Below are 19,068 nucleotides of genomic sequence, written 5' to 3'. Positions count from 1 at the left end.
AAGTCATCCCAGACTTTCCTCAGGATTACCCTATGCTTCGACTGATTGCGCCGCTCGGCCTGATCGCGCTCGGCGCCGCTCCAGCGCTGGCGCAGACCCCGACCGCGGCACCTGTACCTTCACCTGCCCAGACCAACGCGCTGCTCAACGCCGAGCTTCCCGCCGATCAGGCAGCGCTCAAGAGCCACATCATGTTCCTCGCCTCGGATCAGATGCGCGGGCGCGAGGCGGGCAGCGCCGAATATGACATCGCCGCGCAATATGTCGCATCGCAATTCTACGCGCAGGGCCTGCGCCCCGCCGGCGACGACGGATCGTATCTCCAGAAGGTACCTTTGATCAGCTACAAGCCGGCCGACAAGGGCAGCATGGCGTTCACGCGCAAGGGCGGCGAGCCGGTCGCGTTCGTCTTCGGCGAGGACTATCTCCCGGCCGGTAATCCAAACAAGACCGCCTTCCAGCTAAGCGCCCCCTTGGTGTTCGTCGGCTATGGCATCGCCGGGCTGGGCCGCGACGATTACAAGGGCGTCGACGTAAAGGGCAAGATCGTCGCCTTCTTCGGCGGCGCGCCGTCCAAATTCCCCGCCGAGGAGCGCGCCCATTTCGGAAGCGTGCCCACCAAGGCCGAGATTGCGCGCGCAAAGGGTGCGATCGGCTATATCACGCTCGAGTCGCCGCGTGCCGGTCGCGGCAATTATCCATTCAAAACGCTTGCGGGCACCTATGATCGCCCACGCGTCACCTGGGCCGAGGCCGATGGCAGCGGCCATATCCCGACGCCGACCGCGCCTGGGCTCGGCATGTTGAGCACCACCGCGGCCGCGCGGCTGTTCGAGGGCTCCGGGGTAAAGTGGGCGACCGTCGCGAAGCTCGCCCAGGATGACAACGCCAAATTCAAGGCGGTGCAGCTCCCGGCCACGCTGTCGGTGACGCTCAACACCGCCAACACCGCGATCGCAAGCTACAATGTCGCCGGCATCCTCCCCGGCAGCGATCCGGCGATCGGCAAGGAAGTCGTCGTCCTCTCGGCGCATCTCGACCATGTCGGCGTCGGCAAGGCCGATGCGAAGGGCGACACCATCTATAACGGCGCAATGGACAATGCCGTCGGAGTGGCCTCCCTGATCGAGGAAGCGCGCCGCTTCAAGGCATCGGGCAAGCCGCCGCGCCGCTCGATCCTGTTCCTCGCAGTCACCGCCGAGGAAAAGGGTCTCGTCGGCGCCGACTATTTTGCGCGCAATCCCACCGTCCCGAAGGCGAACCTCGTCGCCGACGTCAATCTCGACATGCCGATCCTCACCTACAAGTTCGAGGACGTGACGCCGTTCGGCGCCGCGCATTCGACTCTCGGCGAGACGGTGGCGCGCGCCGCCGCGCAGATCGGCGTCGGGATGGGCGGCGATCCGCGCCCCGACGAGGCGTTCTTCGTCCGCTCGGACCATTATCGCTTCGTCCAGCAGGGTATTCCCTCGGTGTTTCTGTGGCCGGGCGAAAAGGGTCCGGGCAAGGCAGCGACCGAGGCGTTCCTGAGCACCCATTACCACCAGCCGTCGGACGATCTCGTCCAGCAGCCGGCGATAGACTGGGAATCGGGGGCGCGCTTCGTCGACGTCAATTATCGCATCGCCCGCGAGATCGCTGATGCCGACCAGAAGCCGATGTGGAAGAAGGGTGACTTCTTCGGAACGCTGTTCGGCGGGCCGATGGAGAAGTGAGGAGTGCGAACATGAAAAGTCTGCTGATCGCATTCTCGCTGCTCGAGCCGCTGCCGGCAATTGCGCAGGGCCTTCCGCCCGCCGAGGCGGCGCTCAAGGCGCATGTCGCCTTTCTCGCCTCGGACGCGATGCGCGGGCGCGATACCGGCTCGAATGAACTCGCGGTGGCCGAGCAATATGTCGCCGCGCAGATGCTCGCGGCCGGGCTCAAGCCGGGCGGTCCCAACGGCGCATGGCTCCAGCCGGTGCCGCTCGTGTCGTTCAAGGGCGCCGATCACGGGACCCTCACGCTCACCCGCGGCACCACCGCGACGCCGCTCGAATGGGGCAAGGACTATGTCGCCCGCTCGAACCCGCGCGAGGCGAAGGTCGCCTTGTCGGCGCCGGTGGTGTTCGCGGGCTATGGCGTGACCGATCGCGCCACCGGCTACGACGATTACAAGGCCCTCGACGTAAAGGGGAAAATCGTCGCGATCCTGCGCGACGCCCCGCAGGCGCTGCAGAGCGAGGTCCGCGCACATCTGAGCCAGCCCGACGAACAGGCGCGCAACGCCGCCGCGCATGGTGCGATCGGCGTGATCCTGATCGAGGGCAACACCCGCCACGCGGTCTTCCCGTTCGAAGCGAGCGTCGGTTACTGGAACAGCTCCGGCATGACCTGGGCCGATCCCGACGGCAAGGCGAACAGCGGAGGTCCGCGCGCACCCGCCTTCGCCTATCTGAGCATGGCCGGCGCCGAGAAACTGTTCGCCGGCGCGAAACTCAAATGGGCGGATGTCCTCGCCGCGGACAAAGCAGGCAAGAAGCTCCCCACCGGCGCGCTCGGCGTAACCGCGCAGGGCATTGCCAATACCGAGATCGAGACGCTCGGCGCCAACAACGTCGTCGGCTTGCTCGAAGGCAGCGATCCCGCACTCAAGGGCCAGTATGTCGTGATCTCGGCGCATCTCGATCATGTCGGAATCGGCAAGCCCGATGCGAAGGGCGACACGATCTATAACGGCGCGATGGACAATGCCGTCGGCACCGCGTCGATGCTCGAAGTGGCGAAGGCGTTCACTGCCTCGGGCAAGCGTCCGCGCCGCTCGATCCTGTTCGTCGCGGTCACTGCCGAGGAGAAGGGGCTGGTCGGCTCGGACTATTTCGCCGCCAACCCGACCGTGCCCAAAGGCAGCATCGTCGCCAACGTCAATCTCGACATGCCGGTGCTCACCTACAAGTTCGAGGATCTGGTGGCGTATGGCGCCGACCGCACCAGCATCGGCGCGACGGTGGCGGCGGTGGCCAGGGCCGAGGGGCTGACGCTCACCCCCGATCCCGCGCCCGAGCAAGCGAGCTTCGTGCGTTCGGACCATTACAGCTTCGTCCGCGCGGGCATCCCCGCGGTGTCGCTCGAACCCGGCCCCGCGGGCCCGGGCAAGGCCGCGGTCGAGGAATTCGGCGCGAAGCACTACCACCAGCCTTCGGACGAGGTGGGCCTCGTCGATTTCGGCCAGGGCGTGCGCTTCGTGAAGCTCAATTATGCGATCGCCCGCGCACTCGCCGACGCCGACCAGCGCCCCTTGTGGAACAAGGGCGACTTCTTCGGAACGCTGTACGACGGCCCGGGTGCGAAGTGATGGTGCCGCGCATCCGCTTCTTGCCCTCCTGCCTGAAAGGGGGGCGCGTCGCAGCCGCGCTCCTCGCGCTTGCCTCTCCCGCCCACGCGCAGCAACTCCCTCCCGAACAGTCGGCGCTCGCGGCGCATGTCCAGTTCCTCGCCCAGGATACACTGCGCGGACGCGAGGCGGGGACCCACGAGTACGACATCGCCGCCGAATATGTCGCCGCGCAGATGCTCGCCACGGGGCTCGCGCCGGGCGCGGGGGGCAACTGGCTCCAGCCGGTGGGACTTGCCACCTGGCGCCCCGCCGAAAAGGCGAAATGGACGCTGACTCGCGGCGGTAGCGCGATACCGCTCCAGTTCGGCATCGATTTCGTCAACCAAGGCATTCCCACGACGCCCGATTACCGGGCCTCGGGTCCGGTGGTCTTCGCCGGCTACGGCCTCGTCTATCCCGAGGGCAAGCGCGACGATTATCGCGGGCTCGATGTGCGCGGCAAGATCGTCGCGCTCTATGCCGGCGTTCCCGCGGGACTCCCCGACGAAGTCGCCGCGCATCTCGGCGACGACGATCAGAAGGCCCGCCTCGCCGAGGCGCGCGGCGCCAAAGCGGTGATCATCCTCGAATCACTCGAGCGCCGCGGCGAATTCCCGGTCGAAGCGATGGCGCCTTATTACGATTACGAGCGCACGACGTGGATCGCCCCCGACGGCAAGCCGCACATGATCGCGCCGGGCGCGCCGGTGGTCGGCTATGTCGGCCAGGCCGGCGCCGAGAAATTGTTCGCCGGCTCGCGGATCAAGTGGCGCGACGTGCTCGCCGCCGAGCGTCGTGGTGCCCGGCTGCCGACCGGTCCGCTCGTCGGCACACTCGCAGTGACGGCGAAGACGCAGGTGCGAGCCAGCCGCAGCAGCAACGTGGTCGGGTTGCTCGAGGGCTCCGATCCGGCGCTGCGCGGCGAATATCTCGTGCTCTCGGCACATCTCGATCATGTCGGGATCGGCGAGCCCGAGAAAGGCGACAGCATCTATAACGGCGCGATGGACAATGCCGTGGGCGTCGGCACGATGCTCGAAATCGCACGGACCTTTCGGGCATCGGGCAAGCGGCCGCGCCGATCGATCCTGTTCGTCGCGCTCACCGCCGAGGAAAAGGGGTTGGTGGGGTCGAGCTATTTCGCGGCACGTCCCGGCGTGCCGCAGGGCAGTCTGATCGCCGACATCAATCTCGACATGCCGATCCTGACTTTCGCGATGCAGGACATCGTGGTGCTGGGCGGCGAGCGATCGAGCCTTGGCGCGGTCTATGCCGCCGCAGCCGCGGCAGAGGGGCTCAGGGTGGTGCCCGATCCCGCACCCGAGGAGATGTTCTTCGTCCGCTCGGACCATTACAGCTTCGTCCAGGCGGGGATTCCGGCGGTCTCGATCGACAGCGGACCCGGCGGACCCGGCGAGGCGGCGCAGCAGGATTTCCTCGCCAATCATTATCACAAGCCTTCGGACGATCTGTCGCTGCCGATCGACTGGGCGGCCGCCGCGAAGTTCACGCGCGTCAACTATGCCGCCGCCCGGGCGATCGCCGACGCGGATGCGCGTCCGCGCTGGGCCAAGGGCGATTTCTTCGGGGCGCGGTTCGGTGGTTACGGCGCGCGCTAGCCAAATCCTCCCCCGGAAGGGGAGGATCAGCGGATGCGCCTGCTGATCTTCGGCCTCGGCTATACCGGCAGCGCGCTGGCGCGGCACCTCGCCCCCGGGGGCTGGCGGATCGCGGCAGTCACCCGCGACGGGCGCGATGGCAGCATCGCCTTTGCCGATCGCGAGCGCGCCGCGTTCGAGATCGATCACGCCACGCATATCGTCTCGACCGTCGCGCCGGACGCGGCCGATCCCATTCTCGCTGCATTCGGCCCTGAACTCGCACGCGCGCGCGGCTGGCTCGGCTATCTCTCCTCGACCGGGGTCTATGGCGACACGCGCGGCGCCTGGGTCGACGAGACCGCAACCACCGGTGGCGGCCGCCGCACCGCGCGTACCGAGGCCGATGCTGCGTGGCTGGCGCTCGGCGCGCGCGTGTTCCGTCTGCCCGGCATCTACGGCCCCGGCCGCTCGCCGCTCGACCGCGCCGCGCGGGGCGACGCCGCACGGATCCATGTCCCGGGTCAGGTCTTCAGCCGCATCCATCTCGACGACCTCGTCGCCGGCATAGTCACCGGATTCGACGCGCCACGAGGCGCCTGGAACCTCGCGGACGACCTGCCCGCGCCGCAGAGCGACGTCGTCGCTTATGCGTGCCGGCTGCTCGGCATCCCCCCGCCGCCGCTCATCGCGCTGGGAGAAGCGCGGCTCAGCCCGCAGGCACGCGCTTTTTATTCGGAGAATCGGCGCGTCGCGAACGGCAAGGCAAAGCGCTTGCTCGGCTGGCGGCCGCGTTTCCCCGATTATCGATTGGGCCTGCGCGCCTTGAGCGCCAGCACCAGCCCGATCATCACCAGCGCTGCCCCCGCCACGGCGAGCAGCGACCAGCGATAGCCTTCGTAGATCGTCGAGAGCAGCATCGCGATCACCGGGATCAGTACGCTGGTATAGGCCGCCTTGGCCGGGCCGATCGTGCGGATCAGCTGGAAATAGATGGTGAAGGCCAGCGCAGATCCGAGCACGCCGAGATACAACGTGCCGGCGATGTAGCTCCAGCGCATCTCGATCACCGGCGGGCCGGTGGTGGTCCACGCGAACGCCGCGTCGATCGCTGCGCCGGTCAGCATCGCCCAGCCGAGCGTCGTCGCCATCGGATAGGCCCTGGCGGTCTTCATCGCCTGCATGACGTTGGCGACCGAAGCGGAGAGCACGCCGAGCAACGCGATGCCAATCCCGATCAGCGCGGCTTGGGGTCCGGCATCGCTCAGCCGCGCCTCGTGGAGGAACAGCAAGGCGACGCCCGCCATCGCCACCGCCGAGCCGATCAGCAATTGGCGCCCCATCAGCTGGCCGAGAAACACCCGTGCAAGGATCGCATTGGGCACCAGCAGCAGCGCATAGACGATCGCCACCACCCCCGAGGTGATGTGCTGCTCGGCGCGGTAGACGAAGTTGAAGTTGAGCACGAACTGCGCGAAGCCCAACGCCACCGCGAACGTCCAGCCGCGCGCATCGAGCTTGAGCGAGTCCCGCCGCAACGCCGCCCAGCCGAGGATCACCACGCCCGCCACGACGAAGCGATAGGTCACCGACCAGCTCGGCGGCACCACCGACAGCTGGTCGCGGATGACGATCCACGTCGATCCCCAGATCAACGTGACGACGAGGAACGGGATCAGGACCGACAGGCGCGCGGAGCGGGGCGGTGCCGCCTCGCTCACAGCGCCGCGATCGCGTCCGCGAGTGGCCGGATCGCCGCCTCGCTTTGATCCCACGACGTCACCAGCCGCACCTCGCCCGGCGCCCAGTCGTGGAAATCAAAACCCAGCCTGCGCAGCGACGCCGCCTCGTCGGGCGTGACCTTCAGGAACACTTCGTTCGCCTCGACCGGATGCACCAGCCGATCGGCCGCCGCTTGCGCCAGCAGCTGCGCACCCGCATTGGCCGCGCGCGCATTGGCCAGCCACAGATCGTCCTCCAGCATCGCGAGCAATTGCGCCGCGAGATAGCGGCCCTTCGACAGCAGCAGCCCCGCGCGCTTGCGGCGGTACAAGGTCGCGTCGGCCAACTCGGTCTGGAAGAAGATGAGCGCCTCGGCGCTCATCCCGCCATTCTTGACGAAGCCGAAGCTGAGCACGTCGACTCCGGCACGCCACGTCACGTCGCCGGGCGCGCAGCCTAGATGCGCCACTGCATTTGCAAAGCGCGCGCCATCCATATGCAGACCGAGCGCGCGCGCCTTTGCGACTTCCGAGATCGCCGCGACTTCGCCCGGCGTATAGACCAGCCCATATTCGGTCGCATTGGTAATCGAGATCGCGTGCGGCTGGACCCAATGGACCCCCTGTTGGACGCGGTCGAGCACTGCGATGACGCTGTCGGGGGTCAATTTGGCGCCAACGCCTTCGGCGAGCGCGAGCTTGGCGCCGTGCGTGTAGAATTCGGGCGCGCCGCACTCGTCATTCTGGATGTGCGCGTCGCGATGACACACCACGCTGCCGTGCGGGGGACACAAGGCCGCGAGCGCGAGCGCGTTGGCCGACGTCCCCGAAGGCACCCACAAGGTGCGCACCGGCGTTTCGAACAAATCCGAAAACGCCCCGTCGAGCTGTTGCGACCAGCGATCGCCGTCATACGCGGTGTCGAGCACATTCACTCGAGCCAGCGCCTCGAGCACTTGCGGGCAGACCGGGGCGGCGTTGTCGGAGAAGAAGCGCATGGCCTGCCATCGCGGGCCCCGCACTTCAGGTCAATTCCCCTATTCTTCGCCGCGGCGTCCGCCGGTAGCGCGCGGGGGCGGACCCTGCTCGTCTTCGAGCGGAGGCTCTTCCTCGTCCTCCCGCACGGGCCGGTCGCGCGGGCCGAACACATCGGTCTCGATCCCCGAACCCTCGACGAAATCGCCGACGCTGTTGAGCACGTCGTCGAGCGTCGTCTCGTTGACGGTTTCGTCCTCGACCACCGGCGCCGGCGGCAGCGAGACGCCCAGTGCGCGCACCATGAAATCGCGCCACACCCGCGCCGGGATGCCCCCGCCCGACAGGCCGGGGATTGGCGAATTGTCGTCATTGCCGATCCACACCGCCGCGACCAGATCGCCAGCATAGCCGATGAACCACGCGTCGCGGGCGTCCTGCGTCGTCCCGGTCTTGCCGAAAGCGGGGATCGACAGCGCCGCGCTGCGCCCGGTGCCCGAAGTCACCACGGTGCCGAGCATCGAACGCAGATCGGCGAGCTCGCCCCCGGGGATGCGCGTCGCCGCGCCCAGCCGCGCGGCGAGCCAGTCATCGGCAGATTCGGCGTCGTCGAGGCCGCGCGGCCGCACTGGATAGCTGCCGTTCGCCACCGCGGCATAAGCCGCGGTCAGTTCGAGCAGCGACACCGTCGAAGTGCCCAATGCGATCGAGGCCTCGTTGGCGATCGGTGTCGAAATGCCGAGATCGCGCGCGGCGCGGATCACCCGGCCGACGCCGATCTCGTTGGTCAGCCGCGCCGCCACCACGTTGCTCGATTTGGCGAAGGCCTGGCGCAAGGTGATCTTGCCGGCATAGCGCCCGTCGCTGTTGGTCGGCGACCATTCGCCGATCGTCACCGGCGAGTCGTCGACCATGCTGTCGGGCGTCATTCCCGAGCGCAGCGCGGCGAGATAGACGAACAGCTTGAAGGTCGATCCCGGCTGGCGCCGCGCCTGCGTCGCCCGATTGAACGGGCTTTCGCGATAATTTTTGCCGCCGACCATCGCGACGACACGGCCGTCGGGGCGCATCGCCACCAGCGCGATCTGGGTCTTCTTCAGCCCCGCGCCGCGCACCGCGCGCTCGGCCGCCGCCTGGATATCGGTTTCCAGCGTGGTTCGCACCGTCTGCTCAGTCGCGACGCCGCCGGCGCGGTCGCGTGCCTCGGGCAGCACCCAATCGGCGAAATAGGTGCCATTGGGCAGTTCCTTTTCCTTGCTCACCTTGAGCACCGCCGGGCGCACCCGCGCCGCCTCGGCCTCGGTCAGCGCGCCGCTGGCAATCATCGCGCCGATCACCAGTTTCTGCCGTTCGCGGGCGCCTTTGAGGTTGCCCGTCGGCGCCAGCCGGCTCGGCGCCTTGACCAGACCGGCGAGCAAACTCGCCTGGCTGACCGTCAGATTTTCCGGTGCGACGCTGAAATAATGCTGCGCGGCGGCACGCAGGCCATAGACGTTGTCGCCGAAATAGACGTTCGACAGATAGCGCGAGAGGATCTCGTCCTTCGACAGCCACGCCTCGAGCCAGAAGGCGATCATCACTTCGCGCAGCTTGCGCGTCATCGTCCGGTCGGAGGTCAGGAATGCGTTCTTGGCGAGCTGCTGGGTGATCGTACTGCCGCCCTGCGAGCGGCCGTCGCTCGTCGAATTGTGCAGGAACGCCCGGGCAATACCGCGCGGATCGACCCCCATATGCCCGAAGAAGCGCCGGTCCTCGATCGCGATGAACGCCGCGCCGACATGTTTGGGCAGCTTCGCGACATCGACCGGTGCCGCAATCACTGCACCCCGCCGTGCGATCGGCTTGCCTTCGGCCGAGAGCAAGGTGATCGAAGGCGGCGCGGGCGGCTCGAGCGACTTGGACAAGGGCGCGGTCAGCGCCAGCCACGCCACCGCGAGCACGAACAACAGGATCAACCCGGCCACGCCCCAGCTCAGCCAGCGCCAGCGGAAGCGGAAACGCTTGCGAATTGCGGGAAGGTTGGTGCCGCCCTCGCCAGATGGTGGTACGCCTTCGGGAGGCACCGGTGGCAGAGGCGGCGGCGGCGCGGCGCGCCAGAAGGGATCGGGCGTCAGGCCGGGTTTCGGCGCCTCGAGTGCCGGCTTGCCGATCGTCATCTCGATCGGCGCCGGATCGGCATTCTTCGGCCGCCACGCACGCACCGGCGCACCCGACGAATCCTCGCCCGATTCGGTCTGCCGCCGAAGCGGGAAGCGGACGTCGCCGGAGCCGGGTTCACGGGCCATCAGCGCCTCTTATCGGCCTCTGGCCATTGGGAAAAGCAATACGCCACGGTGTGTTGTTATTATAAGACAGTCCGCGAGGCAAATGTTCCCCGAACGCGCGCGCGTCGCGCTCGAAGACGCTATTTCGCGCAGCGCAGAAGATCGGGCGCCTTGCCGTTCGAGCCATCGGCATAGCTCGCCCCGACCAGCCGGTTGCCGTCGGGCGACAGGCGGAGCGTCGCCATGGCGGGCTCGTCGCCGTCATAGGTCGACAAAATACCTTCGTAACGGACGCTGTCTCGGCTCAGCATCGTCACGCGCGTGATCTTCACACCCTCTTCATAGTGTCCGATCTCGCGCGGACCGATGGTCATGCCTTCGGTATTGTCGCCACCCTTCGAGCCGCAATCGGTGAGCCGGACCGCCCATTCGCCCTGGAAGCGTGCGGGCATGACATTTTCGGAGGCCGCTGCGGAACCGGCAGCTCCAGCGAAAACGAGAATGGAAAGCAGGATACGCATCTTTACTCCTCAACGAACCGGGGCCGTATAGGCGCGCCACCGCGATTGCATAGCGTGTCCGATGGCGCCCGGGGTCAGGCTTCGAGCTCCACATCCCAATAGAGCCAGTCGCGCCACGTCTGGTGAAGATAATGCGGGGGGAAGCGTCGGCCATGTTCCTGCAACTGCCAGCTCGTCGGCCGGATCGGTTCGATATGGAGCGGCATCGCTGCCTGCTTCGGCGTGCGCCCGCCCTTTTTGAGATTGCAGGGCGCACAGGCAGTGGCGACATTTTCCCAGGTGGTACGGCCGCCCTGGGCGCGGGGGACGACATGGTCGAAGGTGAGGTCGCGCTGAGTCCCGCAATATTGGCAGGAGAACTTGTCGCGGAGGAACAGGTTGAAGCGCGTGAAGGCAGGGAATTGAGAAGGTCTGACATATTGTTTGAGCGCGATGACCGAAGGGAGCTTCAGCCTCGCGCTGGGACTTCGGACCTCGCGTTCGTAAAAGGAGACGACGTCGACCCGGTCGAGGAACAGCGCCTTTATCGCGGTCTGCCACGGCCACACGCTGAGGGGATAATAGCTGAGCGGCGTGTAATCGGCGTTGAGCACAAGCGCGGGGCAACCGTCCGGATGGCGGATAAGATCGGGATGATACATGCGCTCCCTCACCAGTTGCGGCCGCCACTTCCTGACCGGATATGGTGACGGGCACATGACAGCATATGCCGCGACTCGCGGTCAAGGGCCGGTTTGATGGTTATGCACACGCGCTTCGCGCCGAGCCCGACGGGACGGCTTCACCTCGGCCATGCCCTCTCCGCGACCCGCGCGCATGATTGCGCGCGTACCGCCGGCGGGCGCTTCAGCCTGCGCATCGAGGACATCGACGGCACCCGCAGCCGCCCCGAGCATGTCGAGGCGATCCTCCGCGATCTCGAATGGCTGGGGCTGGGCTGGGACGGCCCGGTGACGTTCCAGTCACAGCGGCTGAACCTGTATCAGCAGGCGCTCGACCGGCTGCGAAACATGGGGCTGCTCTATCCCTGCTTCTGCACCCGAGCCGACATCGCCGCGAGCCTGTCGGCGCCGCACGGGCCGGAGGGGACAGCGTATCCGGGCATTTGCCGTGGGCTGGCAGCGCCAGACCTCACCCGCCCCCATAGCTGGCGGCTCGATGTGGCGAAGGCGCTTAAACTCCCTCTCTCTTTTTCCCAAGGGGGGAGGGGAATCTGGTGGCACGACATCTTCGCCGGCCACATCCGCGCCGATCCGTTGTCGCATGGCGACATCATCCTCGCCCGCAAGGACGCCCCGGCCAGCTATCACCTCGCCGCCACCGTCGATGACGCCGCGCAGGGCATCACCCACATCGTCCGCGGCAAGGATTTGTTCGGGGCCACTCACATCCACCGGCTGCTCCAGGCGCTGCTAGATTTGCCGACGCCCGAATATCGCCACCACGAATTACTGCTCGGCCCCGACGGCCAGCGCCTCGCCAAGCGCCACGGCGCGCCGACGCTGGAGGCGATGCGCCTCGCCGGCGAGGACGGCCGCGCGCTCGCCGACCGGCTGCGCGAAGGGCGGCTTCCGGTTGGATTCAGATCGGCAAAGGCGTAGGGAAGCCCCATGACCTTCTTCCTCGCAGCCCTCCTCATTGCCGCGATGCTCGCGGTCGTCTTCGTGCTCATCAAGGGATTGGTGAACATGGCGCAGACCACCACGAAGGATCTCGAAGGCGACGGTCCCAGCGAGCGCGCGCTGCGCTCGAACAAATTGATGCAGCAGCGCATCCTGCTCCAGGGAGTGGCGATCGGGATCATCGCGCTGCTCCTGCTGATCCTGTCCGCCAAGGGCTGATGCGGCTGTCGGGCGCTCGCTCAGCGGATCAGCATCGCCACGCACCAGATCAAAGCGATCAGCATCACGCCGATCAACACCGCCAGTTCGAGATCGAGCAAGGGCGGACGGCGCATCGTCTCGCCCCGCGTCAGGTCACAGGAAGCCGAGATGCGTTACCAGCGACTGGTGCAGCGTGCCCTTGAACTTGAGCCCGACCACGCCTTCGGCCGCCCAGCAGACCCGGGCCGGCATCGGCGCGAGATGCGCGATCGCGATCCACACTTCGTCGCCTTCGTGCAGGCCCCAGGTGTAGATCTTGCAGCCTTCCACCGAGACATCGGCAACCTCGCCCTTGATCCGCCGCACTTCGCCGCTGGCGCGGATCGTCGCGGTCAGTGCGGTCGGCGTGCGCGGATTGGTGCGTCGGTCAGCCTCGGCCAGCCGGCCGATCAGTGCGTCATTCCGGTTTTCATCGGTCGGGTTCATGGCAGACTCCCCTCTCTCACCGATCGCACAGCACCGGTTTACGCTCCGTCGCCCGACAGCCTTAGCGAAGGATAAACCGCGTTTGCGCCTGGCGGCCGGTATCGTGGGTCAAGGCAATGGCAAATCGGCCGGCCCGGGCGTAGGACGGCGGCGATGGTCAAGCTCAACAAGATCTACACGCGCACGGGCGACGATGGCACCACCGGGCTGGTCGACGGATCGCGCGTGTCGAAGGCCGATCCGCGCATGGCGGCGATCGGCGACGTCGACGAAGCCAACAGCGCGATCGGCGTGGCGCGCGCGGCGATCGGCCCGGGCAGCTTCAGCGAAATGCTCGCGCGCATCCAGAACGACCTGTTCGATCTCGGCGCCGATCTCGCCACCCCGGTGGAGATCGAAGGCGCGCTGCGCATCGTGGCCAGCCAGATCGATTGGCTCGAGAAGCGGATCGATCACCTCAACGCCGCGCTCGATCCGCTGACCAGTTTCATCCTGCCGGCGGGCGAGCCGGCCGCCGCCGCCCTCCATCTCGCCCGCGCGGTCGTGCGCCGGGCCGAGCGGACCGCAGTCGGCACCGCCGCGCAGGTGACGCTCCGTCCCGAAGCGCTGGCCTATCTCAATCGCCTCTCGGATCTGCTCTTCGTCACGGCGCGCGCGATGAACCGGAACGGGGTGGGCGACGTTCTGTGGGTGCCCGGCGCCTCGCGCTAACCTGAATTGATTTCGGGTTGACGCTACGACGGCCGCGCCGTAGAGGGAACATTATGAGAACGGAGCGCGATGTGAACCCGGCTTCCTCCGCCCTCGCGTCGCGTTTTGCCGCGGTCCGTGCGCTCAGCGCCGATCTCGTCGCGCCGCTTTCGGATGCCGATGCGACGATCCAGTCGATGGACGACGCCTCCCCCGCCAAATGGCATCTCGCGCACACCAGCTGGTTCTTCGAAACCTTCGTGCTGCGTGATCATGTCCCCGGCTATCGGCTGTTCGACGAACGCTGGCCGTTCCTGTTCAACAGCTATTACGAAGCCGAGGGGCGGCGCCATGCCCGCCCGCGCCGCGGCATGCTATCGCGCCCCTCGCTCGCCGAGATCCTCGACTATCGCGAGGCAGTCAACGCCGCGTTGCTCGCGGCACTGCCCGATCTGCCCCCGGCCGTGCAAACTCTGGTCGAGCTCGGCTGTCACCATGAGGAGCAGCACCAGGAACTCCTCCTCACCGACATCCTCCACCATTTTTCGGTAAATCCTCTAGAATCAGCAATTTGGTCCGGAGACCCCAAGGTCCCGGTCGCCATGCCCGCCCCGATCGGCTGGATCGAAGGCGCCGTAGGCCCCGTCGAGATCGGCTGTGGGCAACCTTCGTCATCTTTCACCTTCGATTGCGAAGGCCCGCGGCATACCGAATTGCTCCATCCACACGCGCTCGCCGACCGCACCGTGACCAATGGCGAATGGGCGACGTTCATTGCCGACGGAGGCTATCGCGATCCCCGTCATTGGCTCGCCGACGGCTGGGCGTGGGTGCAGACCGAGGGCATCGGCTCGCCGCTTTACTGGAAGCAGTGCGACGGCGGCTGGACGCGCTTCGGACTCGACGGCCGCCGCCCCGTCGATCCCGCCGCCCCGGTCACCCATGTCAGCTTCTTCGAGGCCGATGCCTATGCCAGCTGGGCCGGCGCCCGGCTGCCCACCGAGTTCGAATGGGAAGCTGCGGCGAGCGGCCGTGATCCGAACGGCGGCAACCAGCTCGACCGCGCCAGCGCAGTCGAGCCCCGGCCCGCAAACGGCGGCCCCGCCTTTTTCGGCGACGTCTGGGAATGGACCGGCAGTGCCTATCGCCCCTATCCGGGCTTCCGTGCCGCCGAAGGTGCCGTCGGCGAATATAACGGCAAGTTCATGAGCGGACAGTTCGTCCTGCGCGGCGGCAGCTGTGCGACGCCGCGTGGGCATGTCCGGGCAAGCTACCGCAACTTCTTCTATCCGCACCAGCGCTGGCAGTTCACCGGCGTACGCTTGGCAAAGGATCTGTAACGATGCTCAAGCAGGAACAGGAGGATGGCGAGCGCGGTCTCGCCGATCCCAATTTCCGCGCCGATATATTGACCGGCCTCGCCGCGCGCCCGCGCGCGATTCCGGCCCGCTGGTTCTATGATCGCCGCGGCTCCGAATTGTTCGAGGCGATCACCGGCCTGCCCGAATATTACCCGACCCGCACCGAAACCGCATTGCTGATGCAGATCGGGCCGCAGCTCGGCGCGCTTGCGGCAAACAATGCGGCGGTGGTCGAGTTCGGTTCGGGCTCGTCGACCAAGACGCCGATCCTGCTTCGAGCGATCCATCCCGCCGCCTATGTGCCAATCGATATCTCGGGCGAATTCCTGCGGGATTCGGCGCGTGCGCTGGCCAAGGGATTTCCGGGGCTGCCGGTGCTGCCGGTCGAGGCCGATTTCCTGCGCCCGGTGCCGTTGCCCGACGAGGTGGCGGGGCTGCCCAAGCTCGGCTTCTTCCCCGGATCGACGATCGGCAACATGAACGCCTTCCACGCAGTTGATCTGCTGCGCGCGATGCGCGATTGGCTGGGCGAAGGCGCGCGGCTGCTGATCGGCATGGACCGGGTCAAGTCGCCCGACATATTGATCCCCGCCTATGACGATGCGCAGGGCGTCACCGCCGCATTCAACCTCAACTTGCTCGAGCGGATCAATCGCGAGCTGGGCGGGACGATTCCCGTCGACGCGTTCCGCCACCGCGCGATCTGGAACCCCGACGCGGCGCGGATCGAAATGCATCTCGAGGCCCGGCGGGACATGGCCTTCACTGTCGACGGACGGCCGTTCAAGATGGCGGCCGGCGAGACGATTCACACCGAGAATAGCCACAAATACGGACCCAATGGCGGCCGCATGCTGCTGCGCGCCGGCGGCTGGACTCCGATCCGCGAATGGACCGATCCGCAGGACTGGTTCGGGCTGATATTGTGCGAGGCGCAGCCGCTGCGGATGGCACCGTGACCGATCAGCGATAGACCGGCTCGGCCTTCCACGTGCGCAGCCAGTTGATCGACCCGCGGCACTCGCCCATCGAACGCAGTTCGATCAGCACGAAGCCCTTGCCGTCCCAGACATAATTGGCGCTCTCGCCGCAATCGCCGATCCCGCGGCCCTTGGCGTGGGTGCTCAACATGCTGGTTTTTGCGTCCCACCACGCATTGGTGAGCATCGGCGCCTCACCGCTGCCGTCGCCCGAATAATCGATATCGGCAACTGCTGCTTTTCCGCCGCGCAGGACGAACGGCGCGCTGTTGATGTTGTAGGCACCACTACCGCAGGGCAGCAGCGCCAAGGTAGCGCCGCCGCCCAGCGCGAAGGTCTGGACCTTATCGGCCGCGTCGGACTCGGTCGCCGATTCGTCGCAGCCCGAGCGCTTTTCCATTTGCTGGCGCAATGCAGCACTCACCGTCGCGGGCGCTCCGCTCGCGCGGAGCGCGGGAACGCGGGGCACCGTCGGCGCGGCGGGCACGGCAGTGGCGGGCTTCGTTCCCTTGGCCGCCGCAGCGGTGACCGTGCCGGCGCGCCCCTGCCCGGTATCGATGAAGCGCAGCGCCGCAGACGATCCCTTGAGCGAGACCTTTGCGATCACCGCCTTGCCGTTGGCGAGCGTGAGATTCGTGCCGTCGATCAAAACCGCGACGATGCGCGCAGCATCGGCACCGCGGAAACGCACCGCGCCCTCGCGCGGCACGGCCTGCGCCACCGGTTTGCCGTCGATGGCGAGCGTCAGGCTGCCGGTTGCCCTGGCCGAATCGACTACGATCTCGAAGCCGCCCTGCGGCCCGGGCGCGCGGCTGATCGACGCCGCCAACGGGCCGTCCGCGGGCCAATCGCCGTCGTCACCGATCAAAGAAGTCATTTCGCAGATTTTGAGATTGTCGCAGGCCACTGCCCAATCGCCATAGGTCTGCGAAACGCCGACGGCGGGATCGGCGGCGAGCAGCAGGAGTGCGAGCGTCAGCATGCCCGGCGTCTAGCCGAGGTCAGCGCAGGGCGGTAGGGGCAAGCAACAAAGTGATCGTGGAGACGGACGATGCAGACGGTTGGGGTGATAGGCGCGGGGCAGATGGGCGCGGGCATCGCGCAGGTTTCGGCGCAGGCGGGCTATGCCGTATTGCTCTCCGACATGGACCGGGCGCGCGCCGAGGCGGGGAAAGCCGGGATCGGCAAGCAACTCGCCCGCGCGGTCGAGAAGGAGAAGATCAGCGCCGCCGATGCCGAAGCGGCGCTCGGCCGGATCACTCCCATCGGCGACGTCGCCGCGATGGCGCCGTGCACCCTCGTCATCGAGGCTGCGACCGAGCGCGAGGCGATCAAGCGCAGTATCTTCGAGACCGTCGGCAAGGTGCTCGGCCCTGACGCCATCCTCGCCAGCAACACCTCGTCGATTCCGATCACGCGCCTTGCCCAGGCGGCGCCCGATCCCGCCCGCTTCATGGGCGTCCACTTCTTCAATCCGGTGCCGGTGATGGGGCTGATCGAACTGATCCGCGGCCTCGCCACATCGGACGCCACCGTGGCGGCGGTCGAGAAATTCGGTCAGTCGCTCGGCAAGCGGATCGTCCACGCCAACGACGCACCCGGCTTCATCGTCAATCGCGTGCTGATGCCGATGCTCAACGAAGCCTGCTTCGCGCTCGGCGAGGGCGTGGCGACGATCCCCGATATCGACGCCGCCTGCCAGCTCGGGCTCAACCATCCGATGGGCCCGTTCACCCTCGCCGACTTTATCGGGCTCGACACGTGTCTAGAGATCACTCGCGTGCTGTTCGAAGGCACCGGCGATCCAAAATTCCGCCCCGCGCCCTTGCTGGTGAAATATGTCGAAGCCGGCTGGTACGGCCGCAAGACGAAGCGCGGCTTCTACGATTATTCGGGCACCGAGCCGGTACCTACGCGCTAGGGCAGCAGCAGCCCCGCCAGCGCCGCGCTCATCAGATTGGCGAGGCTGCCGGCGACCAGTGCCCGGATCCCCAGCTTGGCGATCATCGGCCGCTGATTGGGCGCAAGACTGCCGGTCGCGGCCATCTGGATCGCGATCGAGCTGAAATTGGCGAAACCGCACAGCGCGAAGGTGATGATCGCCACGGTGCGCGGGGCGAGGTCCTTCATCTCGCCGAGCTGGATGAACGCGACGAATTCGTTGAGCACGACCTTGGTACCGAACAGGCCGCCCGCCGCAGTCGCCTCGTGCCACGAGATGCCGAGCAGATACATCACCGGCGCGAACACCGACCCGATGATCTTCTGGAAGCTGAGATCCTTGAACCACTGCGCCCATTCGGCATTGCCGCTGGCATAGACGACCCAATTGCCCGCGCCTCCGAGCAGCCCGTTGGCGAGCGCGACAAGCGCGACGAACGCCAGCACCATCGCGCCGACCGCGACCGCGATCTTGACGCCGGTCGAAGCGCCGCTCGCCGCCGCCATGATCAGGTTCGCGGCGCGTTCTTCCTCCAGATCGTGCTCGGCGACCTTGATCACTTCTTCCTCGGGATTGTCGCCGAGCGGCAGCTGGCCTTCGGGGGCGACCGGATCGTCGGGCATCATGATCTTGGCCATCAGCAGCCCGCCCGGCGCCGCCATGAACGAGGCGGCGAGCAGATAGGGCAAGGCCTGCGAACCGAGCAGGCTGGCATAGGCCGCGAGGATCGTCCCCGCGACGCCCGACATGCCCACGGTCATCACGGCGAAGAGCTGCGGCGGAGTCAGCCGCGCCAGATAGGGACGGATCACCAGTGGCGATTCGCTCTGGCCGACGAAGATGTTCGCGGCGGCGCACAGCGATTCGACCTTGGTGGTCCCCACCACCTTCTCGATCGCCCCACCGATCCAGCGGATGACGAACTGCATCACGCCGAGATGGTAGAGGATCGACACCAAGGCCGCGAAGAAGATGATCACCGGCAGCGCCGCGATCGCGAAGCTCTGCCCGCCGAGTTCGGGCCTGGCGAGCGGGCCGAACAGAAAGCTGGTACCGGCGCCGGCATAGCCAAGCAGCGCCGTCACGCCGTTCGAGAGGCTGTGCAGTGCCGCCTGTCCCCAGCTGGTACGCAGCACAAGGACCGCGACCCCCGCCTGAAGTGCGAACGCCGCACCGACGACGCGGAGCCGGATTGCCCGCCGGTTGCCCGAAAGGGCATAGGCGATGGCGAGGATCGCGAGCACGCCGAAGATACCGATCGGGAAATGAGTCATCCGCTTGAAAATCCGCCCCAATAGCCGGCCTGAGATGGAGCCGGCGACACGCGAGCATACACGCTGCATGGCATGAGG

18 protein-coding genes are annotated in these 19,068 nt (G+C 67.0%); 10 read left to right on the top strand and 8 right to left on the bottom strand.

The genetic code is table 11. From position 1 onward, the window contains the following. Positions 1-32 precede the first annotated feature (32 nt). Genes CVN68_RS15885 through CVN68_RS15870 form a run of 4 tightly spaced genes read left to right on the top strand, consistent with a single transcriptional unit; the run spans position 33 to position 5,847 of the window. Positions 33-1,715, top strand: a complete 1,683-nt coding sequence (locus CVN68_RS15885) for a M28 family metallopeptidase (RefSeq protein ID WP_100283064.1) — start codon at positions 33-35, stop codon at positions 1,713-1,715. An 11-nt stretch (positions 1,716-1,726) separates the two neighbouring features. Beyond that, positions 1,727-3,334, top strand: coding sequence for a M28 family metallopeptidase (locus CVN68_RS15880; protein WP_100283063.1), 1,608 nt, complete (start codon positions 1,727-1,729; stop codon positions 3,332-3,334). Next, positions 3,334-4,974 carry a M28 family peptidase gene (locus tag CVN68_RS15875; RefSeq protein WP_100283062.1) on the top strand — a complete coding sequence of 547 codons (1,641 nt, stop codon included), beginning with the start codon at positions 3,334-3,336 and terminating at the stop codon, positions 4,972-4,974. Before CVN68_RS15880 ends, CVN68_RS15875 begins: the two co-directional genes overlap by 1 nt. Positions 4,975-5,007: 33 nt before the next feature. Further along, the gene (locus tag CVN68_RS15870) at positions 5,008-5,847 is read left to right on the top strand and encodes a Rossmann-fold NAD(P)-binding domain-containing protein (RefSeq protein ID WP_100283061.1); all 840 of its coding nucleotides are present in this window, start codon (positions 5,008-5,010) and stop codon (positions 5,845-5,847) included. Here the strand turns inward: CVN68_RS15870 and CVN68_RS15865 are convergent. From CVN68_RS15865 to CVN68_RS15845, 5 genes are all read right to left on the bottom strand, one after another. Further along, positions 5,757-6,674 carry a DMT family transporter gene (locus tag CVN68_RS15865; protein WP_100283060.1) on the bottom strand — a complete coding sequence of 306 codons (918 nt, stop codon included), beginning with the start codon at positions 6,672-6,674 and terminating at the stop codon, positions 5,757-5,759. The genes CVN68_RS15870 and CVN68_RS15865 overlap by 91 nt on opposite strands. Beyond that, complete coding sequence (locus tag CVN68_RS15860) at positions 6,671-7,672, bottom strand: threonine aldolase family protein (RefSeq protein ID WP_100283059.1); 1,002 nt, start codon at positions 7,670-7,672, stop codon at positions 6,671-6,673. Before CVN68_RS15860 ends, CVN68_RS15865 begins: the two co-directional genes overlap by 4 nt. A 39-nt stretch (positions 7,673-7,711) precedes the next feature. After that, positions 7,712-9,805, bottom strand: a complete 2,094-nt coding sequence (locus tag CVN68_RS15855) for a transglycosylase domain-containing protein (RefSeq protein WP_100284457.1) — start codon at positions 9,803-9,805, stop codon at positions 7,712-7,714. A gap of 248 nt (positions 9,806-10,053) precedes the next feature. Continuing rightward, entirely contained in the window at positions 10,054-10,434 is a 381-nt protein-coding gene (locus tag CVN68_RS15850) for a hypothetical protein (protein ID WP_158298915.1), read from the bottom strand. Positions 10,435-10,508: 74 nt separating this feature from the next. Then, positions 10,509-11,075, bottom strand: a complete 567-nt coding sequence (locus CVN68_RS15845) for an HNH endonuclease (RefSeq protein ID WP_100283057.1) — start codon at positions 11,073-11,075, stop codon at positions 10,509-10,511. Between the two features lie 96 nt (positions 11,076-11,171). Here CVN68_RS15845 and gluQRS point away from each other — a divergent pair, with 96 nt between their 5' ends. Beyond that, the gene (gene gluQRS / locus CVN68_RS15840) at positions 11,172-12,035 is read left to right on the top strand and encodes a tRNA glutamyl-Q(34) synthetase GluQRS (RefSeq protein ID WP_199560100.1); all 864 of its coding nucleotides are present in this window, start codon (positions 11,172-11,174) and stop codon (positions 12,033-12,035) included. Positions 12,036-12,044: 9 nt separating this feature from the next. Further along, positions 12,045-12,275: a twin transmembrane helix small protein gene (locus CVN68_RS15835; RefSeq protein ID WP_100283055.1), complete on the top strand. Its 231-nt coding sequence runs from the start codon at positions 12,045-12,047 to the stop codon at positions 12,273-12,275. Between the two features lie 135 nt (positions 12,276-12,410). Here the strand turns inward: CVN68_RS15835 and CVN68_RS15830 are convergent, their stop codons facing one another. Then, positions 12,411-12,743, bottom strand: coding sequence for a PilZ domain-containing protein (locus CVN68_RS15830; protein ID WP_100283054.1), 333 nt, complete (start codon positions 12,741-12,743; stop codon positions 12,411-12,413). A 153-nt stretch (positions 12,744-12,896) separates the two neighbouring features. Here CVN68_RS15830 and CVN68_RS15825 point away from each other — a divergent pair, with 153 nt between their 5' ends. From CVN68_RS15825 to egtD, 3 genes are read left to right on the top strand one after another with little or no spacing between them, the layout of a single operon-like run. Continuing rightward, a complete protein-coding gene (locus CVN68_RS15825) occupies positions 12,897-13,454 on the top strand; it encodes a cob(I)yrinic acid a,c-diamide adenosyltransferase (protein WP_100283053.1) in 558 nt (185 codons plus the stop codon). Between the two features lie 53 nt (positions 13,455-13,507). Further along, positions 13,508-14,773: an ergothioneine biosynthesis protein EgtB gene (egtB, locus tag CVN68_RS15820; protein WP_100283052.1), complete on the top strand. Its 1,266-nt coding sequence runs from the start codon at positions 13,508-13,510 to the stop codon at positions 14,771-14,773. A gap of 2 nt (positions 14,774-14,775) precedes the next feature. After that, positions 14,776-15,753 carry an L-histidine N(alpha)-methyltransferase gene (gene egtD / locus CVN68_RS15815; protein ID WP_100283051.1) on the top strand — a complete coding sequence of 326 codons (978 nt, stop codon included), beginning with the start codon at positions 14,776-14,778 and terminating at the stop codon, positions 15,751-15,753. 4 nt (positions 15,754-15,757) lie between these two features. Here the strand turns inward: egtD and CVN68_RS15810 are convergent, their stop codons facing one another. Then, on the bottom strand, positions 15,758-16,756 hold the full coding sequence (locus CVN68_RS15810) for a DUF1176 domain-containing protein (protein WP_100283050.1): 999 nt from the start codon (positions 16,754-16,756) through the stop codon (positions 15,758-15,760). 69 nt (positions 16,757-16,825) lie between these two features. On the opposite strand from CVN68_RS15810, the gene CVN68_RS15805 reads away from it, so the two are divergent. Beyond that, complete coding sequence (locus CVN68_RS15805) at positions 16,826-17,695, top strand: 3-hydroxyacyl-CoA dehydrogenase NAD-binding domain-containing protein (protein ID WP_100283049.1); 870 nt, start codon at positions 16,826-16,828, stop codon at positions 17,693-17,695. Here CVN68_RS15805 and CVN68_RS15800 read toward each other — a convergent pair. Continuing rightward, a complete protein-coding gene (locus CVN68_RS15800; protein ID WP_100283048.1) occupies positions 17,692-18,990 on the bottom strand; it encodes a NupC/NupG family nucleoside CNT transporter in 1,299 nt (432 codons plus the stop codon). The two genes, CVN68_RS15805 and CVN68_RS15800, sit on opposite strands and share 4 nt — an antisense overlap. Positions 18,991-19,068 lie beyond the last annotated feature (78 nt).

The organism is Sphingomonas psychrotolerans (assembly GCF_002796605.1).
Taxonomy (GTDB): Bacteria; Pseudomonadota; Alphaproteobacteria; order Sphingomonadales; family Sphingomonadaceae; genus Sphingomonas; species Sphingomonas psychrotolerans.
The sequence above is the reverse complement of the archived record's forward strand: the minus strand, read 5'-3'. Positions and strand labels throughout refer to the sequence as shown.